Origin of the sequence: Corynebacterium qintianiae (assembly GCF_011038645.2) — a bacterium.
Taxonomy (GTDB): Bacteria; Actinomycetota; Actinomycetes; order Mycobacteriales; family Mycobacteriaceae; genus Corynebacterium; species Corynebacterium qintianiae.
The window spans coordinates 1979673-1997744 of the sequence record NZ_CP064955.1; the positions used below are offsets into that span (position 1 = coordinate 1979673).

General features: G+C 64.3%; 13 protein-coding genes and 2 CRISPR repeat arrays. Of the genes, 8 read left to right on the forward strand and 5 right to left on the reverse strand.

Annotated elements, in window-relative coordinates:
- Positions 1-7: 7 nt before the first annotated feature.
- The 8 genes from G7Y29_RS09665 to G7Y29_RS09700 all read left to right on the forward strand — a co-directional run bounded on the left by G7Y29_RS09665 (position 8) and on the right by G7Y29_RS09700 (position 10778).
- The gene (locus G7Y29_RS09665) at positions 8-1723 is read left to right on the forward strand and encodes an ABC transporter ATP-binding protein (RefSeq protein ID WP_165002369.1); all 1716 of its coding nucleotides are present in this window, start codon (positions 8-10) and stop codon (positions 1721-1723) included.
- A complete protein-coding gene (locus tag G7Y29_RS09670; RefSeq protein WP_165002370.1) occupies positions 1723-3687 on the forward strand; it encodes an ABC transporter ATP-binding protein in 1965 nt (654 codons plus the stop codon). Before G7Y29_RS09665 ends, G7Y29_RS09670 begins: the two co-directional genes overlap by 1 nt.
- Positions 3688-3695: 8 nt before the next feature.
- Positions 3696-4328, forward strand: a complete 633-nt coding sequence (locus tag G7Y29_RS09675; RefSeq protein WP_235933545.1) for a DUF1707 SHOCT-like domain-containing protein — start codon at positions 3696-3698, stop codon at positions 4326-4328.
- 25 nt (positions 4329-4353) lie between these two features.
- Positions 4354-5676 (forward strand): pyridoxal phosphate-dependent aminotransferase, encoded by a 1323-nt coding sequence (locus tag G7Y29_RS09680; protein ID WP_165002372.1) that lies wholly within the window; start codon positions 4354-4356, stop codon positions 5674-5676.
- A gap of 317 nt (positions 5677-5993) precedes the next feature.
- Positions 5994-6932 carry a 3-hydroxyacyl-CoA dehydrogenase gene (locus G7Y29_RS09685; protein ID WP_165002373.1) on the forward strand — a complete coding sequence of 313 codons (939 nt, stop codon included), beginning with the start codon at positions 5994-5996 and terminating at the stop codon, positions 6930-6932.
- Positions 6933-7102: 170 nt separating this feature from the next.
- A CRISPR array of direct repeats spans positions 7103-7922; the repeat unit is 28 nt; unit sequence GGCTCATCCCCGCTAGCGCGGGGAGCAC.
- Positions 7923-8043: 121 nt separating this feature from the next.
- Positions 8044-8952: a DUF2268 domain-containing putative Zn-dependent protease gene (locus G7Y29_RS09690; RefSeq protein ID WP_165002374.1), complete on the forward strand. Its 909-nt coding sequence runs from the start codon at positions 8044-8046 to the stop codon at positions 8950-8952.
- A gap of 29 nt (positions 8953-8981) precedes the next feature.
- The gene (locus G7Y29_RS09695; RefSeq protein ID WP_165002375.1) at positions 8982-9749 is read left to right on the forward strand and encodes a MerR family transcriptional regulator; all 768 of its coding nucleotides are present in this window, start codon (positions 8982-8984) and stop codon (positions 9747-9749) included.
- A 42-nt stretch (positions 9750-9791) separates the two neighbouring features.
- Positions 9792-10778 (forward strand): IS481 family transposase, encoded by a 987-nt coding sequence (locus G7Y29_RS09700; protein ID WP_430393277.1) that lies wholly within the window; start codon positions 9792-9794, stop codon positions 10776-10778.
- 45 nt (positions 10779-10823) lie between these two features.
- A CRISPR array of direct repeats spans positions 10824-14210; the repeat unit is 28 nt; unit sequence GGCTCATCCCCGCTAGCGCGGGGAGCAC.
- A 62-nt stretch (positions 14211-14272) separates the two neighbouring features.
- Here the strand turns inward: G7Y29_RS09700 and cas2e are convergent.
- The 5 genes from cas2e to cas7e are packed head-to-tail and all read right to left on the reverse strand — an operon-like array spanning position 14273 to position 18072.
- Entirely contained in the window at positions 14273-14617 is a 345-nt protein-coding gene (gene cas2e, locus G7Y29_RS09705) for a type I-E CRISPR-associated endoribonuclease Cas2e (RefSeq protein ID WP_165002376.1), read from the reverse strand.
- Positions 14614-15543, reverse strand: a complete 930-nt coding sequence (cas1e, locus tag G7Y29_RS09710; RefSeq protein WP_259806886.1) for a type I-E CRISPR-associated endonuclease Cas1e — start codon at positions 15541-15543, stop codon at positions 14614-14616. The genes cas2e and cas1e overlap by 4 nt, the downstream gene beginning before the upstream one ends.
- Positions 15543-16226, reverse strand: coding sequence for a type I-E CRISPR-associated protein Cas6/Cse3/CasE (cas6e, locus tag G7Y29_RS09715; protein ID WP_165002377.1), 684 nt, complete (start codon positions 16224-16226; stop codon positions 15543-15545). The genes cas1e and cas6e overlap by 1 nt, the downstream gene beginning before the upstream one ends.
- Positions 16223-16936: a type I-E CRISPR-associated protein Cas5/CasD gene (gene cas5e / locus G7Y29_RS09720; RefSeq protein WP_165002378.1), complete on the reverse strand. Its 714-nt coding sequence runs from the start codon at positions 16934-16936 to the stop codon at positions 16223-16225. The genes cas6e and cas5e overlap by 4 nt, the downstream gene beginning before the upstream one ends.
- Positions 16937-16938: 2 nt before the next feature.
- Positions 16939-18072, reverse strand: coding sequence for a type I-E CRISPR-associated protein Cas7/Cse4/CasC (cas7e, locus tag G7Y29_RS09725; protein ID WP_165002379.1), 1134 nt, complete (start codon positions 18070-18072; stop codon positions 16939-16941).

Sequence of the window (18072 nt, forward strand, 5' to 3'; positions counted from 1 at the left end):
TTGGCCCGTGGACCTCGTCAAAATTCTCGCCCACGGCTCCAAACCATACGCGGGTTACATCGCCATCGTGGTTGTCCTCCAGCTGGTCACCACCCTGGCCACGCTCTACCTGCCGGACCTCAACGCGGACATCATCGACAACGGTGTCGCCCGGGCCGACATCGCCTACATCTGGCGCGTCGGCGGCATCATGCTCGCCGTGGCTTTGGTGCAGGTCATCGCTGCCGTCATCGCCGTCTATTTCGCCGCCCGCACGGCAATGGGAGTCGGCCGCGACACCCGCCGCCAGGTGTTCCGGCACGTCAGTTCTTTCTCCGCGGAGGACATGAGCCATTTCGGCACACCGACGTTGATCACGCGTGGCACCAACGACGTGCAGCAGGTGCAAATGGTGTATCTGCTGTTCCTCAACTTCATGGTTGCGGCCCCCATCATGGCCATCGGCGGGATCATCATGGCCGTGCGCCAGGACCCGGGCATGAGCTGGCTCGTTGTCGCCGCCGTCGGCGCACTCGCAGTCGTAGTGGGTGTGCTCATCGCTCTGCTCATGCCCATGTTCCGCGCAATGCAGGACAAACTCGACAACGTCAACGGGGTCGTGCGAGAGCAGATCAGCGGCATCCGCGTCGTACGCGCCTTCGGCCGCGAGGAGCACGAAACCGCCCGGTTCACCGACGCCAACCGAGACATCACGCGCGTCTCCCTCAATATCGGGCGCATCTTCGTCATGCTCTTCCCAGTCATCATGCTCATCCTCAACGTCGCCACCGCCGCGGTGCTGTGGTTCGGCGGCCACCGTGTCGACGCCGGGGCGGTTGAGGTCGGTGCGCTCACCGCGTTCATGCAGTACCTCATGCAGATCCTCATGGCAGTGATGATGGGTACGTTCATGGCGATGATGCTCCCCCGCGCGGTGGTGTGCGCCCGCCGCATCAACGAGCTGCTCGGCCACCAACCCTCGATCGAGGAGCCAGCTGTCCCGGCCAGGGCGAACAGCGCCGAAGGGGTCGTCACCATGGAAGGGGTGTCCTACACCTACCCCGGTGCCGACGAGCCCGTGCTGAAGAACGTCACTTTTACCGCGCTGCCGGGCACGACCACCGCGATCATCGGCTCTACGGGCTCAGGCAAGACCACGCTGCTGTCCCTGATTCCGAGGCTGCACTCCTCCACCACGGGGCGCGTGCTTCTCGACGGTACCGACGTCGCCGAGATGGTCCGCGCCGACATCGTGGAGCGGGTGAGCATGGTGCCGCAAAAGCCCTACCTGTTCTCCGGCACCGTGGAGTCGAACCTGCGCATGGCCAAGCCCGACGCCACCGCCGAGGAGATGTGGGACGCGCTGCGCACCGCGCAGGCCACCTTCGTCACCGACTTGGACATGCCGATCGCCCAGGGCGGCACCAACGTCTCGGGTGGGCAGCGCCAGCGCCTCTCCATCGCGCGAATGCTGATCAGCCGGCCCAAGGTCTATCTATTCGACGACTCCTTCTCCGCCCTCGACGCCATCACCGACGCGAAAGTGCGCGAGGCCATGCGCACCTACACCGCAGAGGCTACGACGATCATCGTGGCGCAGCGCGTGGCATCGATCGAGGACGCAGATCAGATCCTGGTCATGGAGGCCGGGGAGATCGTCGGCCGAGGCACCCATGCCGAATTGCTGGAAAACTCCGGCACCTACCGCGAAATTGTTCAATCCCAGAGGACGGTGGACGCCTGATGTCCGAGAAAACCCTGACCGACGAGGAGATCGCCGCCCTCGAGGCACAGATGGCCGGTGACGACTTCTCCGGCAGCGCACCGCGCCAGGCGAAGCAGTTCTGGCCCAGCGCCAAGCGTCTCGTCGGGTTACTTCTGCCCCACCGCATGAAACTCGCCGTCGTCGTGGTGATGAACGTTGCTTCCGTCGTCCTCGCCGTCTACGCTCCCCGCGTGCTGGGCCACGCGATGGATGTCATCTTCTCGGGAGTCATCTCCCGCCAGCTGCCGGAGGGCGCGTCGCAGCGCGACGTCGTCGAGGGCCTGCGCGCGGCCGGGGACAACCGCCTCGCCGACATGGCGGAGGCGATGGAGCTGCGCCCCGGCTTCGGCATCGACTTCGACCGCCTTGCCCAGTTGATCAGCTTCGTCATCGTGCTCTATGTCCTGTCCTCACTGCTCATGTGGGCCCAGGGCGCGATCCTGAACCGGTTGACCATGACAACGGTGTTCACGCTGCGCCAGGAAATCGAACGCAAGGTCAACCACCTCCCGTTGAACTATTTTGACTCCCGCCAGCGTGGCGACCTACTCTCGCGCACCACCAATGACGTGGACAACGTGCAGCAGGCGCTGCAGCAGGCCCTGTCGCAGATGCTCAACGCCATCCTGATGGTCCTCGGCATCATCATCATGATGTTCTCCATCTCGTGGCAGCTCGCCCTTCTTGCGCTGCTCGCCCTGCCGCTGACAGGTTTGGTCATGGGGTTGATCGGCACCCGCTCCCAGAAGCAGTTCGCGGCGCAATGGAAGTCCACCGGTGAACTCAACGGCCACGTCGAAGAATCCTTCTCGGGACACGAGCTCGCGCTCATCTTCGGCCGCACCGAGGAGCTGAACTCGACTTTCGACGAACGCAACGCCGCGCTGCACGACTCCGCTGCCCGCGCCCAGTTCCTGGCGAATTCGATGCACCCGATCATGCAGTTCATCTCCTACCTGTCGTACGTAGCCATCGCGGTGTTCGGTGGCCTGCGCGTCGCCGCCGGAAACATGACTCTGGGCGACGCAACGGCGTTCATCCAGTACTCGCGCCAGTTCAACCAGCCTTTGGGTGAGATCGCGGGTATGGCGCAGATGGTCCAGTCCGGTGTCGCGTCCGCCGAGCGCATCTTCGAATTCCTCGACGCCGAGGAGGAAACGGCGGATGCCGCCACCGCCGAAATCACCACCGCGCAACCAGGCCGTGCACGCGGCCTGGTTGAGTTCGACGGCGTCGACTTCTCCTACTCGGATGACACCCCGCTGATCCAGGACCTGTCGCTGCGGGTGGAGCCCGGCAAGACGGCCGCGATCGTCGGTCCGACCGGCGCCGGAAAGACCACCCTGGTCAACCTCATCATGCGCTTCTACGACATCGACGCCGGCGCCATCCGGATCGACGGGGTTGACACCCGCGACATGACCCGCGCGCAGCTGCGCTCCAACATCGGCATGGTGCTTCAGGACGCCGTGCTCTTCAAAGGCACGATCATGGAGAACATCCGTTACGGCAGGCTCGACGCCACCGACGAAGAGGTGATCGCCGCCGCGAAGGCCACCTACGTCGACCGCTTCGTGCACGCTCTGCCGGACGGTTACCACACCGTGATCGACCAGGATTCCGGCTCCATCTCGGCAGGCGAGCGCCAGCTGATCACCATTGCCCGGGCATTTTTGTCCCAGCCCGCCATCCTCATTCTCGACGAAGCTACCTCTAGCGTGGACACACGCACCGAAGTGCTCGTCCAAGAGGCGATGAACGCGCTGCGCTCGAACCGCACCTCCTTCGTCATCGCCCACCGCCTATCCACCATCCGCGACGCGGACCTGATCATCGTGATGGAGCAGGGCCGCATCGCGGAGCAGGGCACCCACGAGGAGCTCCTCGCAAACGGCGGCGCGTACTGGCGGCTCAACCAGACCCAGTTCACCGAGGATGACTAGACGATAGAATGAGCACTGTGAGCACCCCGTACGGCAGATTCCGACTCAGCGACAACGAGCGCAACGACGCCATGAGCGCGCTCAGCAACGCCCTCGGCGAGGGGCGGCTGACCATGGACGAGTTCGACGCGAGATGCAAACGTATCGCCGCGGCCGAATTCCAGGGTGACTTGGAGCCGATCTTCACCGACATCCCCCAGACACCGGTGCTGCGCAGCGCCCCCGGCGGAGAGGTCCAGCTCTTCAGCGCTCACGAGATCATCGCAGCGCGTCGCGACGGCCAGAAGACCCGCGCCGGGTTGTTCTGGCTGGGATCCCTCGGCTCGGTGGCCGGCACCGCCATCGCCGCCTCCGCCTTCGGAGGCAGCGGTCTGGCCGCACTCTTCCTGCTCATCATCCCGACCTTGTTCATCCTGCTCTATGTCATGAAGGTCGGGCCGGAATCCTGGTACACACCGAGCCTGCGTCAACTGGAGCGTAAACGCCGCCAGCTCGTCCGCGTCCAGCAGCTCGAGATCGAGGCCGCCAACGCGCACGAGGAGGCCCAGCGCCGCGCCGCCCGCAAGCAGCAGATGAGCCAGATTACCGACGACGCCCTCCACGTCGCCCAGCAAACCGTCAAGCGGTTCAAAGGTAAGTAGGGGCGGGCCACAGTAGGATTGCCCTATGAGCAAGAGCAACGAGCACGACGAAACTTCCTACCCAGCTAACGATGTTGTGGAAGACGCGGTCAAGGGGGCGTCGACAAGCAAGAAGCCCCCGAAGAAGCACCGCCATTTCGACGAAGCGGACAAGCTCAAGAACGTCTTTTACGACATCCGCGGCCCGGTGAGCACCACGGCCGAGGAGATGGAGCGCGACGGGCACACCATTCTCAAGCTCAACACCGGCAACCCGGCGATCTTCGGCTTCGAGGCGCCCGACGTGATCATGCGCGACATGATCGCCGCGCTGCCGACATCGCAGGGCTACACCACCTCGAAGGGCATCATCCCGGCGCGCCGCGCGATTGTCACGCGCTACGAGATGGTGGACGACTTCCCGCCCTTCGACATCGACGACGTCTTCCTCGGCAACGGTGTCTCCGAGCTGATCAGCATGGTCACCCAGGCCCTGCTTAACGACGGCGACGAGATCCTCATCCCCGCCCCCGACTACCCGCTGTGGACCGCCGCGTCCACGCTGGCCGGCGGCAAGGTCGTGCACTACCTGTGCGACGAGGAAGACAACTGGAACCCCTCGCTCGAGGACATTCGCTCGAAGGTCACCGAGCGCACCAAAGCCATCGTGGTGATCAACCCGAACAACCCGACGGGTGCGGTGTACTCACGGGACATCCTCGAGGGCATCGCCGACATCGCCCGCGAGCACGAGCTCATGGTGCTTGCCGACGAGATCTACGACCGCGTCCTCTATGACGGTGCGCAGCATATTTCCATGGCCGAGGTCGCCCCCGACCTGATCACGGTGACCTTTAACGGGCTGTCCAAGGCGTACCGCGTGTGCGGCTACCGCGCCGGCTGGATGATCATCACCGGCCCGCGTCGCCGCGCCACCGGGTTCATCGAGGGGCTCAACCTGCTGGCGGGAACCCGCCTGTGTGCGAACGTGCCCGGCCAGCACGCCATCCAGGTTGCGCTGGGCGGGCGACAGTCCATCTACGAGCTCACCGGCAAGGGCGGGCGCCTGCGCGAGCAGCGCGATGTGACGGTACGCAAGTTGCGCGAGATCCCCGGCGTGTCCGTCGTAGAGCCGAAGGGGGCGCTGTACTGCTTCCCTAAGATCGACACCGAGATGTACAACATCCATGATGACGAGCGCTTCATGCTGGACCTGCTCAAGTCGGAGAAGATCCTCATGGTGCAAGGCACCGGGTTCAACTACCCCACCCCCGACCACTTCCGCGTGGTCACGCTGCCGTGGGCCTCGCAGCTGGAAAACGCCATCGAGCGCCTGGGCAACTTCTTGAGCGATTACCACCAGCACTAACACTGGGCCGGGGTCGGGAGTGTGTTTCCCCCTACTCCCATTTCTAGATGCCGAGTTGCCAGAGGCGATAGTCCCCCACCATCTCACCGGCCACCACTAAGCCATGTGAGCGCGGTCGGTAATCTCGTCGGCTGGCAATTTCGGGCGCTTGCGGCCTGGATATTGCCACCTTCATAGACCGGCAGCGCAAGCCCTGGGAAGCGAACCCGCGTGCGTGCCGGAAAAGGAGAACGTCTAGCGCGAGTTCAAGGGGAACGTCGCGCCCGCTTGACAACGCTTCCCTGCGCGTGCCGTTAAACAGGGTTAACGTATGTTACATGTCCGAATCAAAGAAAATTTCAGTCCTCGGCGCCGGTAACCTCGGCGCCCAAATCGCCTACCGCGCCGCCTTTTACGGTCACTCGGTGACGGCCTTTGACATTAGCGACGACGCCATCAGCGCCGCCAAGGAGCGCGTAAAGAAGATCGCCGGCAACTACGTCCGCGACCTCGACGATGTCTCCGAGGATAAGGCCAAGGCGGTCGTCGATAAGATCGCGTACACCACCTCGCTGGAAGAAGCCGCACGGAATGCCGACTACATCATCGAAGCGGTACCGGAGAACCTGGACATCAAGAAAGACACCTACACCAAGCTCGCCGAGTTCCTGCCCGAGGAGACCATTCTGCTGACCAACACCTCCACTCTGCTGCCGAGCGACTTCAAGGACGCCACGGGGCGCACAGACAAGTTCCTCGCCTACCACTTCGCCAACAACATCCACATCGCGAACGTGGTGGAGGTCATGCCGACTTCCGACACCGACGACAGCGTTGTCGAGCAAGTAATGGAGTTCGCGCCCACCATGGGCATGCGGCCGATCCGCCTGCACCGCGAGCACGCGAAGTACATCATCAACTCCTTCTACTCCACCTGGGTCGATCAGGCCCGCGACATGTGGGTACTCGGTGTGGCCGACATTGAAACCCTCGACGAGGTGGCCTCCATGCTTGCCGGAACACAGCAACTCGCCCCGTTCCTCGCACAGGACAACACCGGTTTGGGCGTGGCCTACCAGATCACGAAAAACCGGGCTGAAACGGGCGACCCGCTCGCGATCGAGTTCAGCCGGCGCCTAAAGGAAGAGTTCATTGACAAGGGGCATATTGGCAAGGAATCCGGCCAAGGCTTCTACATCTACGACGAAAACGGCAACCCCACGGGTTTGTCCGACGCCGCGAAGAAGAAGTACCCGCCGGTGGATCCGGCGAAGTAGGGGTTCCTTTCGGTGGGCCTTTGGTCAGCTTGTTCCTTGAGGTTTGACCCGGGGATTTCCCTCTCCTCGGACGACTACTCCCAGCGCGTCTCTATTTTCGTATTCCTCAGACAATTCACCGATAGTGAGGGGAGCACTTTCAGAGGTCACGAACGCGCTCGGTTGTCCAGAGCTCATGCCCGCTAGCGCGAGGAGCACGTGACCTCGGTTTTTCGTTGGCTGGGTTCGCTGGGCTCATCCCCGCTAGCGCGGGGAGCACCGCATTCGCCCCGATGCCGAGGTCTCCGCCGCGGGCTCATCCCCGCTAGCTCGGGGAGCACTCGTGGGAGTCGGTGACTGGTAAACCGTCCGAGGGCTCATCCCCGCTAGCGCGGGGAGCACACCTACATGCTCGGGGCGGGGGCACCTACCTCGGGCTCATCCCCGCTAGCGCGGGGAGCACGGTATGACGATATTTGGGACCCGGAGGCGAACCGGCTCATCCCCGCTAGCGCGGGGAGCACAACCCGGAGCGCCTGGAGGAACCGCACTGGGGGGCTCATCCCCGCTAGCGCGGGGAGCACTCGGGGGTAGTCGAGAACTTTTTCCACGAGTGGGGCTCATCCCCGCTAGCGCGGGGAGCACTTCCGCAGGCAGGCATGATCCTGCTCGCCCTGGGGCTCATCCCCGCTAGCGCGGGGAGCACGTATCGCCACCGACACCGCTTGGCTGAAATACCGGCTCATCCCCGCTAGCGCGGGGAGCACTGTTTGACGCTGACTTGCATGGGGTTAACCTGCGGCTCATCCCCGCTAGCGCGGGGAGCACTTCCGCGACCTTCATGTCGACGAATTCGACGGCGGCTCATCCCCGCTAGCGCGGGGAGCACACACCATGCTGACGCAACACCGGGCCAACAGTGGGCTCATCCCCGCTAGCGCGGGGAGCACTGTCGCTGTTGGACGCGACTCCGTGCCCGTCTAGGCTCATCCCCGCTAGCGCGGGGAGCACGATACCAGCCAGGTCACGAACATGAACAACATGGGCTCATCCCCGCTAGCTGTACTGACCGGGGACATTAGTCGAGGAAAGGTTGACCTTGTCGTAACGGCAATGTCTACAGTCGCTTGTCATGACCATTTCAATGATTGACAGTGCCTCGGGCATGAGCCGAGTCCTGACGGCGGACACGAAGGCTCGCGACGACCTCATCCGTGAAATGTGGGCTCCCATGGCGGGGATGTACCACTTCATCCCCGGCGGCGTGGACATGGCCACCGTGCACCAGCAAAACTTCGGCTTCCGTCCAGACTCCGCGATCGAGCAGGTCCGCGAAGGTCTGGAGTTCCTTGTCGCGGCAGATGCGTGGACCCGCGTCGAGAAGGCCCTCGAGAACGGCATCGCAACGTTGGCGTCTGCCGATCCGGGTGTGACGATCCCCGACCTGAACGTGCTGCTCGTCCTCGGGGATCCGACCAGCCAGCACTTCGTCGGCGAGGTGCAAGGGCTGTCAGGATTCGGCGGTATCAGTGGCTACATCGCCATCACCGTCTGGCCCACCTCGCGTGTCCTCGATCGCCTCGAGGCGATCGCGGTCCACGAACTGCACCACAACGTGCGCTACTCACCCGGCGGGATCGTGTGGGACCCACAGACGGTGATGGTCGGCGAGCACGTTGTGTCCGAAGGGCTCGCCGACATTTTCGCGTCCGAACTGTACGGCGACGCCGGCTACACCCACTTCGTGCGCGACGAAACCCGCTCCGACGACCAGGTCCTGGCGAAGGTCGCCAGCGGCCTGGGCGTCACCGGAATGGCAGACTTCGCAGCCTGGGTGCTGGGCGACTCCAGCGCACAACTATTCGGTGCCGAGCCTGTCGGCCTGCCCACCGGGGCCGGTTATGCAGCCGGTGCTCGGTTTGTTCGCGCATACCTCGACGTCACGGGCACCACGGCCGCCCAAAACGCCAGTACTCCCGCGTCCGAGATCCTGCGCATTGCGCTGCCACGGCTGGGCCTGACCACAGACGCGGCACACTGAGCAGCACGTCGAACGACAGGAGCCCGGTGATGGAATGGACGGTGCACGAGCTCGCTGAACGCGCTGGAATCAGCGGCCGCACGCTGCGGCACTATCACCGCATCGGGCCGCTCGAGCCCGACCGCGTCGGGTCCAACGGCTACCGCTACTACGGTCCCGACGCGGTCGCGCGCCTGCAACGCATCCTCCTGCTCCGCGACACGGGTATGCCACTGGCCGACATCGCCGCAGTCCTCGACGCACCCGAGACGCCCGCCGCCGAGGTCGAAGCGCTCCAGGCCCACCTGACACAGCTCGCTGAGGACCGCGAGGCCCTAGACCGGCGCATCAGCGCGGTCGAGCACACCCTGCAGATGCGTCGAGAGGGCCGCGAACCACGCATGGACGTGATGCTCGAAGGCTTCAACGATCGCTACGAGGCCGAGGTCGTACGACGGTGGGGACGCGAGGCCTTCGCCGCGTCGAATCGGTGGTGGCATGCCAAGTCCGTGGGACAGCAACGCGACTGGCAGGCTAGTGCCCAGGCCCTGCTCACACGGTGGGCAGGAATCCACGAAGCCGGCCACACACCCGGCTCACCAGTTGCTCAAGCGCACGCTGCCAACCACATGGCCTGGTTCGCTGACATCCCCGGAACACCCACCCACGCCGGCGATGCCGAACGATCCGCCGCAATGGTGCAAGGCATGGCCGACCTCTACGAGACCAACCCCGACTTCCACCAGACCTTCGGCAGCCCAGAGGCCGCGCAGTTCGCCGCGAACGCACTGCGCATCCACGTGCAGCATCCGGCCTGACAGCGGCGGGTGCCGCGGCGCCGTCCCGGACCGAAAGATGCCATGTCCCATCCCAACGCTGCCCTCACACCGCGTCACCGTCTGAAGGTTGCCCAACTCGTCGTCGAGGAGGGCTGGCCGATCAGTGAGGTCGCCGCCCGATTCCAGGTCTCCTGGCCGACCGTGAAACGCTGGGTCAACCGCTACCGCGCCGGCGAGTCCATGCACGACCGGTCCTCCCGCCCGAAGAGCTCGCCGAACAAGACGAGCACGCCCGTCACGAAGCGGTGCATCAAGCTGCGGATCAGGTTGCGGGAAGGTCCAGTTCAACTATCAGCACGGCTCGGGATCGCGCCCTCCACCGTCCACCGCATCCTCACCGCTGCTCGATTGAATCGGCTTTCACACGTCGACCGGGCGACCGGCGAACCGATCCGTCGTTACGAGCACGCGCACCCCGGGTCGCTGGTGCACGTGGACGTGAAGAAGCTGGGGAACATCCCCGACGGCGGTGGTTGGCGCTACGTCGGCCGACGCCAAGGCGACCGCAACCGTGTCGCCACGCCAGACAAGCCACGTAATCAGCACGGCGGGCCCAAGCTGGGCTACGCCTACGTCCACACCGTTATCGACGACCACTCCCGCGTCGCGTACACCGAGATTCGCGACGACGAGACTGCTCTCACTGCCGTTGGAGTCCTGCAACGAGCCATCGACTGGTTCGCCGAGCGTGGGGTCACAATCGAGCGAGTACTGTCCGACAACGGCAGTGCCTACCGGTCGCATCTGTGGCGTGATGCCTGCGAGACGCTGTCGATCCGGCCGAGATACACGCGCCCATATCGCCCGCAGACGAACGGGAAAGTCGAACGCTTCCACCGCACGATGGCAGACGGGTGGGCTTACGCCCGCTGCTACCGCTCAGAGGCAGAACGACGCGACGCTCTCGAGTCATGGCTGCACCACTACAACCATCACCGACCCCACACGGCCTGCGCGAACCAGCCACCCTTTACGCGGTTGATCAATGTCCCCGGTCAGTACAGCTAGCGCGGGGAGCACTGCTGTCAACTCGACACCGTTACGGCGCTCCGCGGCTCATCCCCGCTAGCGCGGGGAGCACCTCGCTGGACGGGCAGTGGTTCGTCGGCGGCGACGGCTCATCCCCGCTAGCGCGGGGAGCACTCCAGCTGCGCTTCGGGCCACGGGTCGGTTCCGGGCTCATCCCCGCTAGCGCGGGGAGCACCTCAAGCTGCCATTAAAGAGCTCGGCCTGACTGGGTTCATCCCCGCTAGCGCGGGGAGCACCCGAAGTCCTACGACTTTTTGGGGTGCGTTTTGGGCTCATCCCCGCTAGCGCGGGGAGCACAACGGGTACACCGGTGCCGCACGCCGCGAGTTCCGGCTCATCCCCGCTAGCGCGGGGAGCACAGTGCTTCGATGTCAGTCATTGTGAGACTGTCCGGCTCATCCCCGCTAGCGCGGGGAGCACTCCCGTCGGAGTGGGCCCTGCTGGAAGGTGTTGGGCTCATCCCCGCTAGCGCGGGGAGCACGTGCCACTCGACCCACGCATTGGGATAGTGGAAGGCTCATCCCCGCTAGCGCGGGGAGCACCACAAGTCGCGAACCCGCTCCGCGCTCCAGTTGGGCTCATCCCCGCTAGCGCGGGGAGCACTAGCGCGATTGAAGTCTTATCAAGCCCCCTAAAGGCTCATCCTCGCTAGCGCGGGGAGCACGCACCACCACGAACGGCACCGATTGGATAGGACGGCTCATCCCCGCTAGCGCGGGGAGCACCCTGTGCTTGAGGATGGGATGGAGTTTAAGCCGGGCTCATCCCCGCTAGCGCGGGGAGCACCAAAGGACTACGCAGATGCGCCGCTGGGAACCGGGCTCATCCCCGCTAGCGCGGGGAGCACTAGAGGAAGTCGATGGGGATGCGGGCCCACTGGGGCTCATCCCCGCTAGCGCGGGGAGCACGCGTAGTGCCCGCCGTTGTAGATGATCAAGCCGGGCTCATCCCCGCTAGCGCGGGGGGCACTGAACCCCTTCGTGTTGTGGAGGGGTTTGGAGGGGCTCATCCCCGCTAGCGCGGGGAGCACCAAGGGCATCGCCGCCTCGTTGAAGGGTGTGCAGGGCTCATCCCCGCTAGCGCGGGGAGCACGGCGACTACACGTTACCGTCGAGTTCGTGGACGGGCTCATCCCCGCTAGCGCGGGGAGCACGACCTGGTGGGCACCGGCTACACCGACGCGGACGGCTCATCCCCGCTAGCGCGGGGAGCACCAGGCGGCGGCGCCGCGCCCTGTGTGGCCGTGGGGCTCATCCCCGCTAGCGCGGGGAGCACGATGTGAAGTGGGACGACGTGTCGCGGCGGCGGGGCTCATCCCCGCTAGCGCGGGGAGCACTCCGCGGCAGCCAGCCGCGGCAGCAGCTCGTAGGGCTCATCCCCGCTAGCGCGGGGAGCACCGTTGGTCTCCTTCGAGGATGATTCGGATAGCGGGCTCATCCCCGCTAGCGCGGGGAGCACCATCGATATTGCCCGAGGTTAGGCGCGTCACGGGGCTCATCCCCGCTAGCGCGGGGAGCACTTATCTCCGATCATTCGGTGGCGGACTGGTCGGGGCTCATCCCCGCTAGCGCGGGGAGCACGTCATGGATCTGACCATATTCCCCGATTAAGCGGGCTCATCCCCGCTAGCGCGGGGAGCACAAGTTTGACAACAGCTCCGAACGCGCCGATCCAGGCTCATCCCCGCTAGCGCGGGGAGCACCGACGATTGCCGTCGATGACCAGGTTGTCGATCGGCTCATCCCCGCTAGCGCGGGGAGCACGCGTCAATGGTTGTGCCGGTGATTTCTACATCCGGCTCATCCCCGCTAGCGCGGGGAGCACTTGCAGGGCGACACGGACTACATCGCCGGTTGGGGCTCATCCCCGCTAGCGCGGGGAGCACAGGCAAGTCGTTTAGAAGCGCCATTACGGGGCGGGCTCATCCCCGCTAGCGCGGGGAGCACACATCACTCCATCTCGAAGTTGTCGGCGATCCAGGCTCATCCCCGCTAGCGCGGGGAGCACCGCTCGCTGGTTGGGGAACGGCAGCCACCACAGGGCTCATCCCCGCTAGCGCGGGGAGCACGCCCTCGTGAAGGAGGATTTATGACAACCAACGGGCTCATCCCCGCTAGCGCGGGGAGCACCGTCATCACCACCTGCGACACCTGCCGCGTGACGGCTCATCCCCGCTAGCGCGGGGAGCACCGGGGGATCCGCCCATTCGATGCTGGACACCGGGGCTCATCCCCGCTAGCGCGGGGAGCACACGGTGAAGGAGGTGGGGTAATGGTGACGCCGGGGCTCATCCCCGCTAGCGCGGGGAGCACACGATGCGGATGTAGAGGTCGGTGCCGCGGGACGGCTCATCCCCGCTAGCGCGGGGAGCACACGTCCTGCGGCAGCTCGTCGGCGATGCGGGCGGGCTCATCCCCGCTAGCGCGGGGAGCACGCGAGCTTCCGGTACTCGCGGGTGGCGATGAGGGGCTCATCCCCGCTAGCGCGGGGAGCACTTTCAGAATTTGGTTGATTTCGTTCGAGCCGACGGCTCATCCCCGCTAGCGCGGGGAGCACGGGCGGCTCATCGCAAGCACCGCGCCCAGGTCGGGCTCATCCCCGCTAGCGCGGGGAGCACAGGGTCGAGATTCAGCGCCGACGTCCCGTTCGCGGCTCATCCCCGCTAGCGCGGGGAGCACGTGTTCTCCTTCTGTGGTGTGGTCGCGCCGGGGGGCTCATCCCCGCTAGCGCGGGGAGCACGCACGCCCGCGAGCTCGCATGCGCCGAGTGAGAGGCTCATCCCCGCTAGCGCGGGGAGCACCTGAACATGGTTACCGGTTTAGTGGCAACACCTGGGCTCATCCCCGCTAGCGCGGGGAGCACGTCGAATCAACCGCAAAGTTTCCGACGATGTTCGGCTCATCCCCGCTAGCGCGGGGAGCACTGCGGTTGCGTAACACCCTGTACACCACCGTCGGGCTCATCCCCGCTAGCGCGGGGAGCACGGTGGACGACGACGAATGACCCTGCTTGACGTGGGCTCATCCCCGCTAGCGCGGGGAGCACCCGGACTACACACCGACCTCGCACGCGAATTTCGGCTCATCCCCGCTAGCGCGGGGAGCACGACTTCCCGCCGGGCATGAGGTCGGCCCAGTAGGGCTCATCCCCGCTAGCGCGGGGAGCACTCACGATGGTGCGCGGCCGTGAGCGCCTCAGTGGGCTCATCCCCGCTAGCGCGGGGAGCACGCGAGAATCTGTTCCGCCCGGGCCCGCTTCGACGGCTCATCCCCGCTAGCGCGGGGAGCACGTTTGGATGGCCTGGCCAGCAGCTCGCCTGACCGGCTCATCCCCGCTAGCGCGGGGAGCACCCTATCAACGTTCGGAAACTTTCCGCAACGCTGGGCTCATCCCCGCTAGCGCGGGGAGCACCCCTTCCTGAACAGGAAGGACGAGAGCCTGCAAAGCATTCTAGACCCGACTTTAAAGCAACGCTACCGCCCCTTATAAGTCCTCCGCTGCCGCCTAGCGTTGCTCCAACCGGTGCGTCTAGCGTTCTCGCTCTGTGGCTTCTGTCGGACCATCAACGTAAAACCATCAAAGTCCTCTGGAACCCAATCGTGTCGGTGCGTCCTAAACTCCATCCCCTGCTCGTTATCGGAGGAATAGACAAGCAACGCCCTCCCGTCTTTGACAAGCAGCTCCGTACGCTCCCACAGCAAATCGCGCACGCGTGCCGACGGCCGCCCCACAAAGACCCCCGGGGAGATCTCGGCAAGCCATTTGGTCAAGTCCCCTCGGAGTCCGGCCGGGCATGCAGTGATGACGAGAACCATCATGATTCTTCAGACCAATTCACCCCGGCAGCGATTGTTTCCAGCTCGCTCCACAGCATAAGCTCGACGTCAGTGATGAGGTCGGCGTCTGATACGTCCATGAGGTACTTTAAGTCTGCAACCATTCGAGGCATGAGACGACGTTCCACCACTTTATCGCGGACTTTTCGTCGCGCCTCAACCCCGGGACTCGATGCTCCGCAAGATGCGGCGTCAAAGGCAGCGGGGATGGCAACTTCGGCTTTGTATAGGTCTGCGATGTCGTAGACAAAAGAGCGATCCGTTCCACTGTGTACGACACCGAGGGCAGGCACAAAGCCGAGGCCGGCAATTACCGCATGAGCTACTCCATATAGTGCCGCAGAAGCCGAGGTAAGGGCCTGATTGATCGGGTCAGAGGATTCGTAATCACTCGGATCATACGACCGCCTAGTCCAGCTCACGCCAGTTCGTTCTGCTTCCCTCGCGTAGATCTTTTTCATGCGTGCCCCCTCACGCCCCCGCAATTGAGCCATCGTCAGCTGTGAGACGTCCTCATCAGGGAAGCGCAGGCCGTACATCTTTCTGGCGCAATCGAGGCGCCTGCGCTGATTGGTCACAATCGCCGCCTGCGCCTCAGCCATCCGCGCCGACTTCGCGGGCGGGCGACCCGACGCGTAGAAACGAACTCCCCGCTCCCCTACCCACGTGACGGAACATCCCGCGTCCCCGAGCAGAGCCATCGCAGCATACGTCACTCGGCTGCCTGGACCCAGAAGCAGGGCTGCAATGGTCGTCGCCGGGACGTACGCAACGCCTCTCTGATCAGTAATGGTGAGCGCGTTGTTATCTCGATTAACCACGCAACGCTCCGCATAAAGGAAGCTCACCCGATCACCCATGCGAGCGAGCTCCTTGCGGGTCAGCGGAACCTCCCCTGGGGTAGCCACTAGCGCTCCACCCGCGCAAGCGTGAGCAGCCCACAGCCATAGGCCCGCGAGCGCCCGAGGCCGTCCACAAGCGTGCGTCGCAACGAGTCCGCGTCGGTGACCTCAAGCGTTCCTGTAAAACGCGCCTTGGCAATGTGGACTGCGCGTCCTTTGCGCTCAGTTCCGCGGTAGAAGCGGTCGGTCCCGCGCTCCACGACGGCCGGAACGTCAACTGCGGTCCAGCTACTGTCCTCCAAGGTCGCGGGCGCAAGCGCAAAACCTGCAGCCTCGGCTCTCTTGTACAGCCACTCGAGCTGGTGCGTTTCCGACACGTGCGCCTTTACCTTCCCGCGCTTGCCTGGCGTGGGCTCGGAGTACGTCGGGTTCGCTACCAGTTCGAAGCGCCACCTCTGTCCTTTCATAAGCGAATCGAGCATCCGACCGTAATCAGCGGACTCACCCGGGCGTGTCTCCCACCCTGCCTGTTCGACGATGTGGCGGGTGGTGGGCTTCTCGGGCCCCACAATGTAGAGCACGTGCTCGTGTTCATGCTTGTCGACGCGCCATAGCACCCGCCCGTCCGATTCATCGAGATCCGGAGGAAAGGCGGCGCGCACAGCCGCGTGCATCGCTTGGGGGTTGGTAAGCAACTTTGCCCCGCCACGGCACTTTGGGTTGATGAGTACTCGAGTAAAGGTTGTCATGCCGACACCACCGCGCTGAAAAAGTCATCGTCCGCACGGCCTAACTCGTTGTCGAATTCGACGTAGCTGGCAAGGATGACGTTTCGCCACCCGTACTTCCGGTGCCGCGGGTCGAACGATAGGGGGACGTCTTGCCGTGGCACCGCACCTGCCTCGCCCGGCGACGCATCGCGGTAGATCGGCAGCTTGACGCGCTTTTCCCGCTCCTTCTTGTGGGACGTTGTCGCGTGCCACGTGTGGTGCTGACTAAGCGCTTCTTCTGCCGGGGATTCGACCACGCCGAGTACCAGATCAGGTGGGGCAGGGCAGGAGCGGCGCCCGAGGAACAGCGGAAACGCTGGTGCATTCAGAGCCTCTGCAAGACCATCGAGAAGTTCCCGGCGCGGGGATTCGACGGCTGCGACGAATGCGGCGTCGGAAAGAAAGTAGCGCGTCACCAGCGACGCGTTAGCCGTCGGATCGACGAGCCACGGCTGGGCCGTCTGATAATCCCTAAGAAGGCTACCTGACTGATCAACCCGCACCGCCAAGGTAAGCTCTGCAAGGTCTTCCACGGGGTCCGTCCTGCGCCTACCTTGTGCGGCCGCCAACAGACCCACGATCCCGGATTTCGTCGGCGTTGCTGCCGTCGCGCGCGTTTTGAAGCGAGACTCATCGCCCCACGACTGCATAGGCCCCTTTAACAGGAGCAAAAGAGAAAATGCCGACATCGCTACTCCCCTTGAGCGGCTACAAGCGCGTCACGAGTCAGGTCCAGCAGCTCCATAAGGTTTGCTTTCTGCGCGATGCCCTCGAACGGGTTGCCGAGCTCACCGAGCGCAGCGACGAACGCCGCACGAGGCACAAACCCGTAGGTCTGCTCAATCTGCTTTTCCTCCCGCGCGAGCGACTGCGCACCGGCTAGCCGCCGCCCCACGGCCGAGGAGGTTTCCACCGGTTCCTCGAAGGCGTTGACCAGGCTCACCGGGCGAGTATCACGCACAGCGACGTATACAAGCTCCGGCAACGTCTGGTTGGCGAAAGTGTTGACCTTGCCGGTTGGAAGCGCCTTAGCAAATGCGTCGATGAAGCTGACGGCGGCCTCGCGTGCGGCTTCCGCAGATCCAATGTTCGCCTCAAGGCCGTCGACGTTGACCGAAGCGTAGCGATACAGCGTCGACGACATCATCTGCACAGTACCGATCATTCCCGCGCCGGTCTCCTGACCTTCGGCGGCGAGATCGTCCACCGCCGTGAAGTAATCGAATTCGGGGCTGGATGCGTGAATACCCAGGGCATGAGCGACTTGGACGGCAGCATCGACGTTGAAAGCGGCATCATCAGCCACCATGCGTCCGAACATCGCTACATCGACCGAGTTGTCGCCGTTTAGTGCTTCCTTTGCAGCCTTTTTGTCGATCTTCTCTCCGTCCGCCTCCATGAGCAGGTTTACTGCCTTTTCGATCTGGTGGGGGCTGAGGAACAGGAGGTAGCCAGTGCGCGGGTACGGCGACGTCTCCACCGGTTCACCCTCATCGGACTTCTTCGGCTTGACCACGGCGGTCTTGATCCCGGCGGCTTTGAAGAGCTCCTCGACGCGGGCGATGGATGTGGCATCGTCCCAGCCTGCCCTCTCATGCACAGCTTTGGCGATCTTTTCGGGAAGACGGGTCGAACGATCACCGATGGAATCGGCGGCGCCGCTTTCGTTGAAGTAGCGGCGGATCGCGCGCTTCCAGGACTGAGAAGACACGCGCTGGCGCGGCACTCCTCCGAAGATCGCAGACTTCGGCGCACCAGTGTCGTCGCGGTTGATCAGTGAGGGCGGGATGGTCTGAAGCGCGTGGACGTCAATGACAAGAGACAT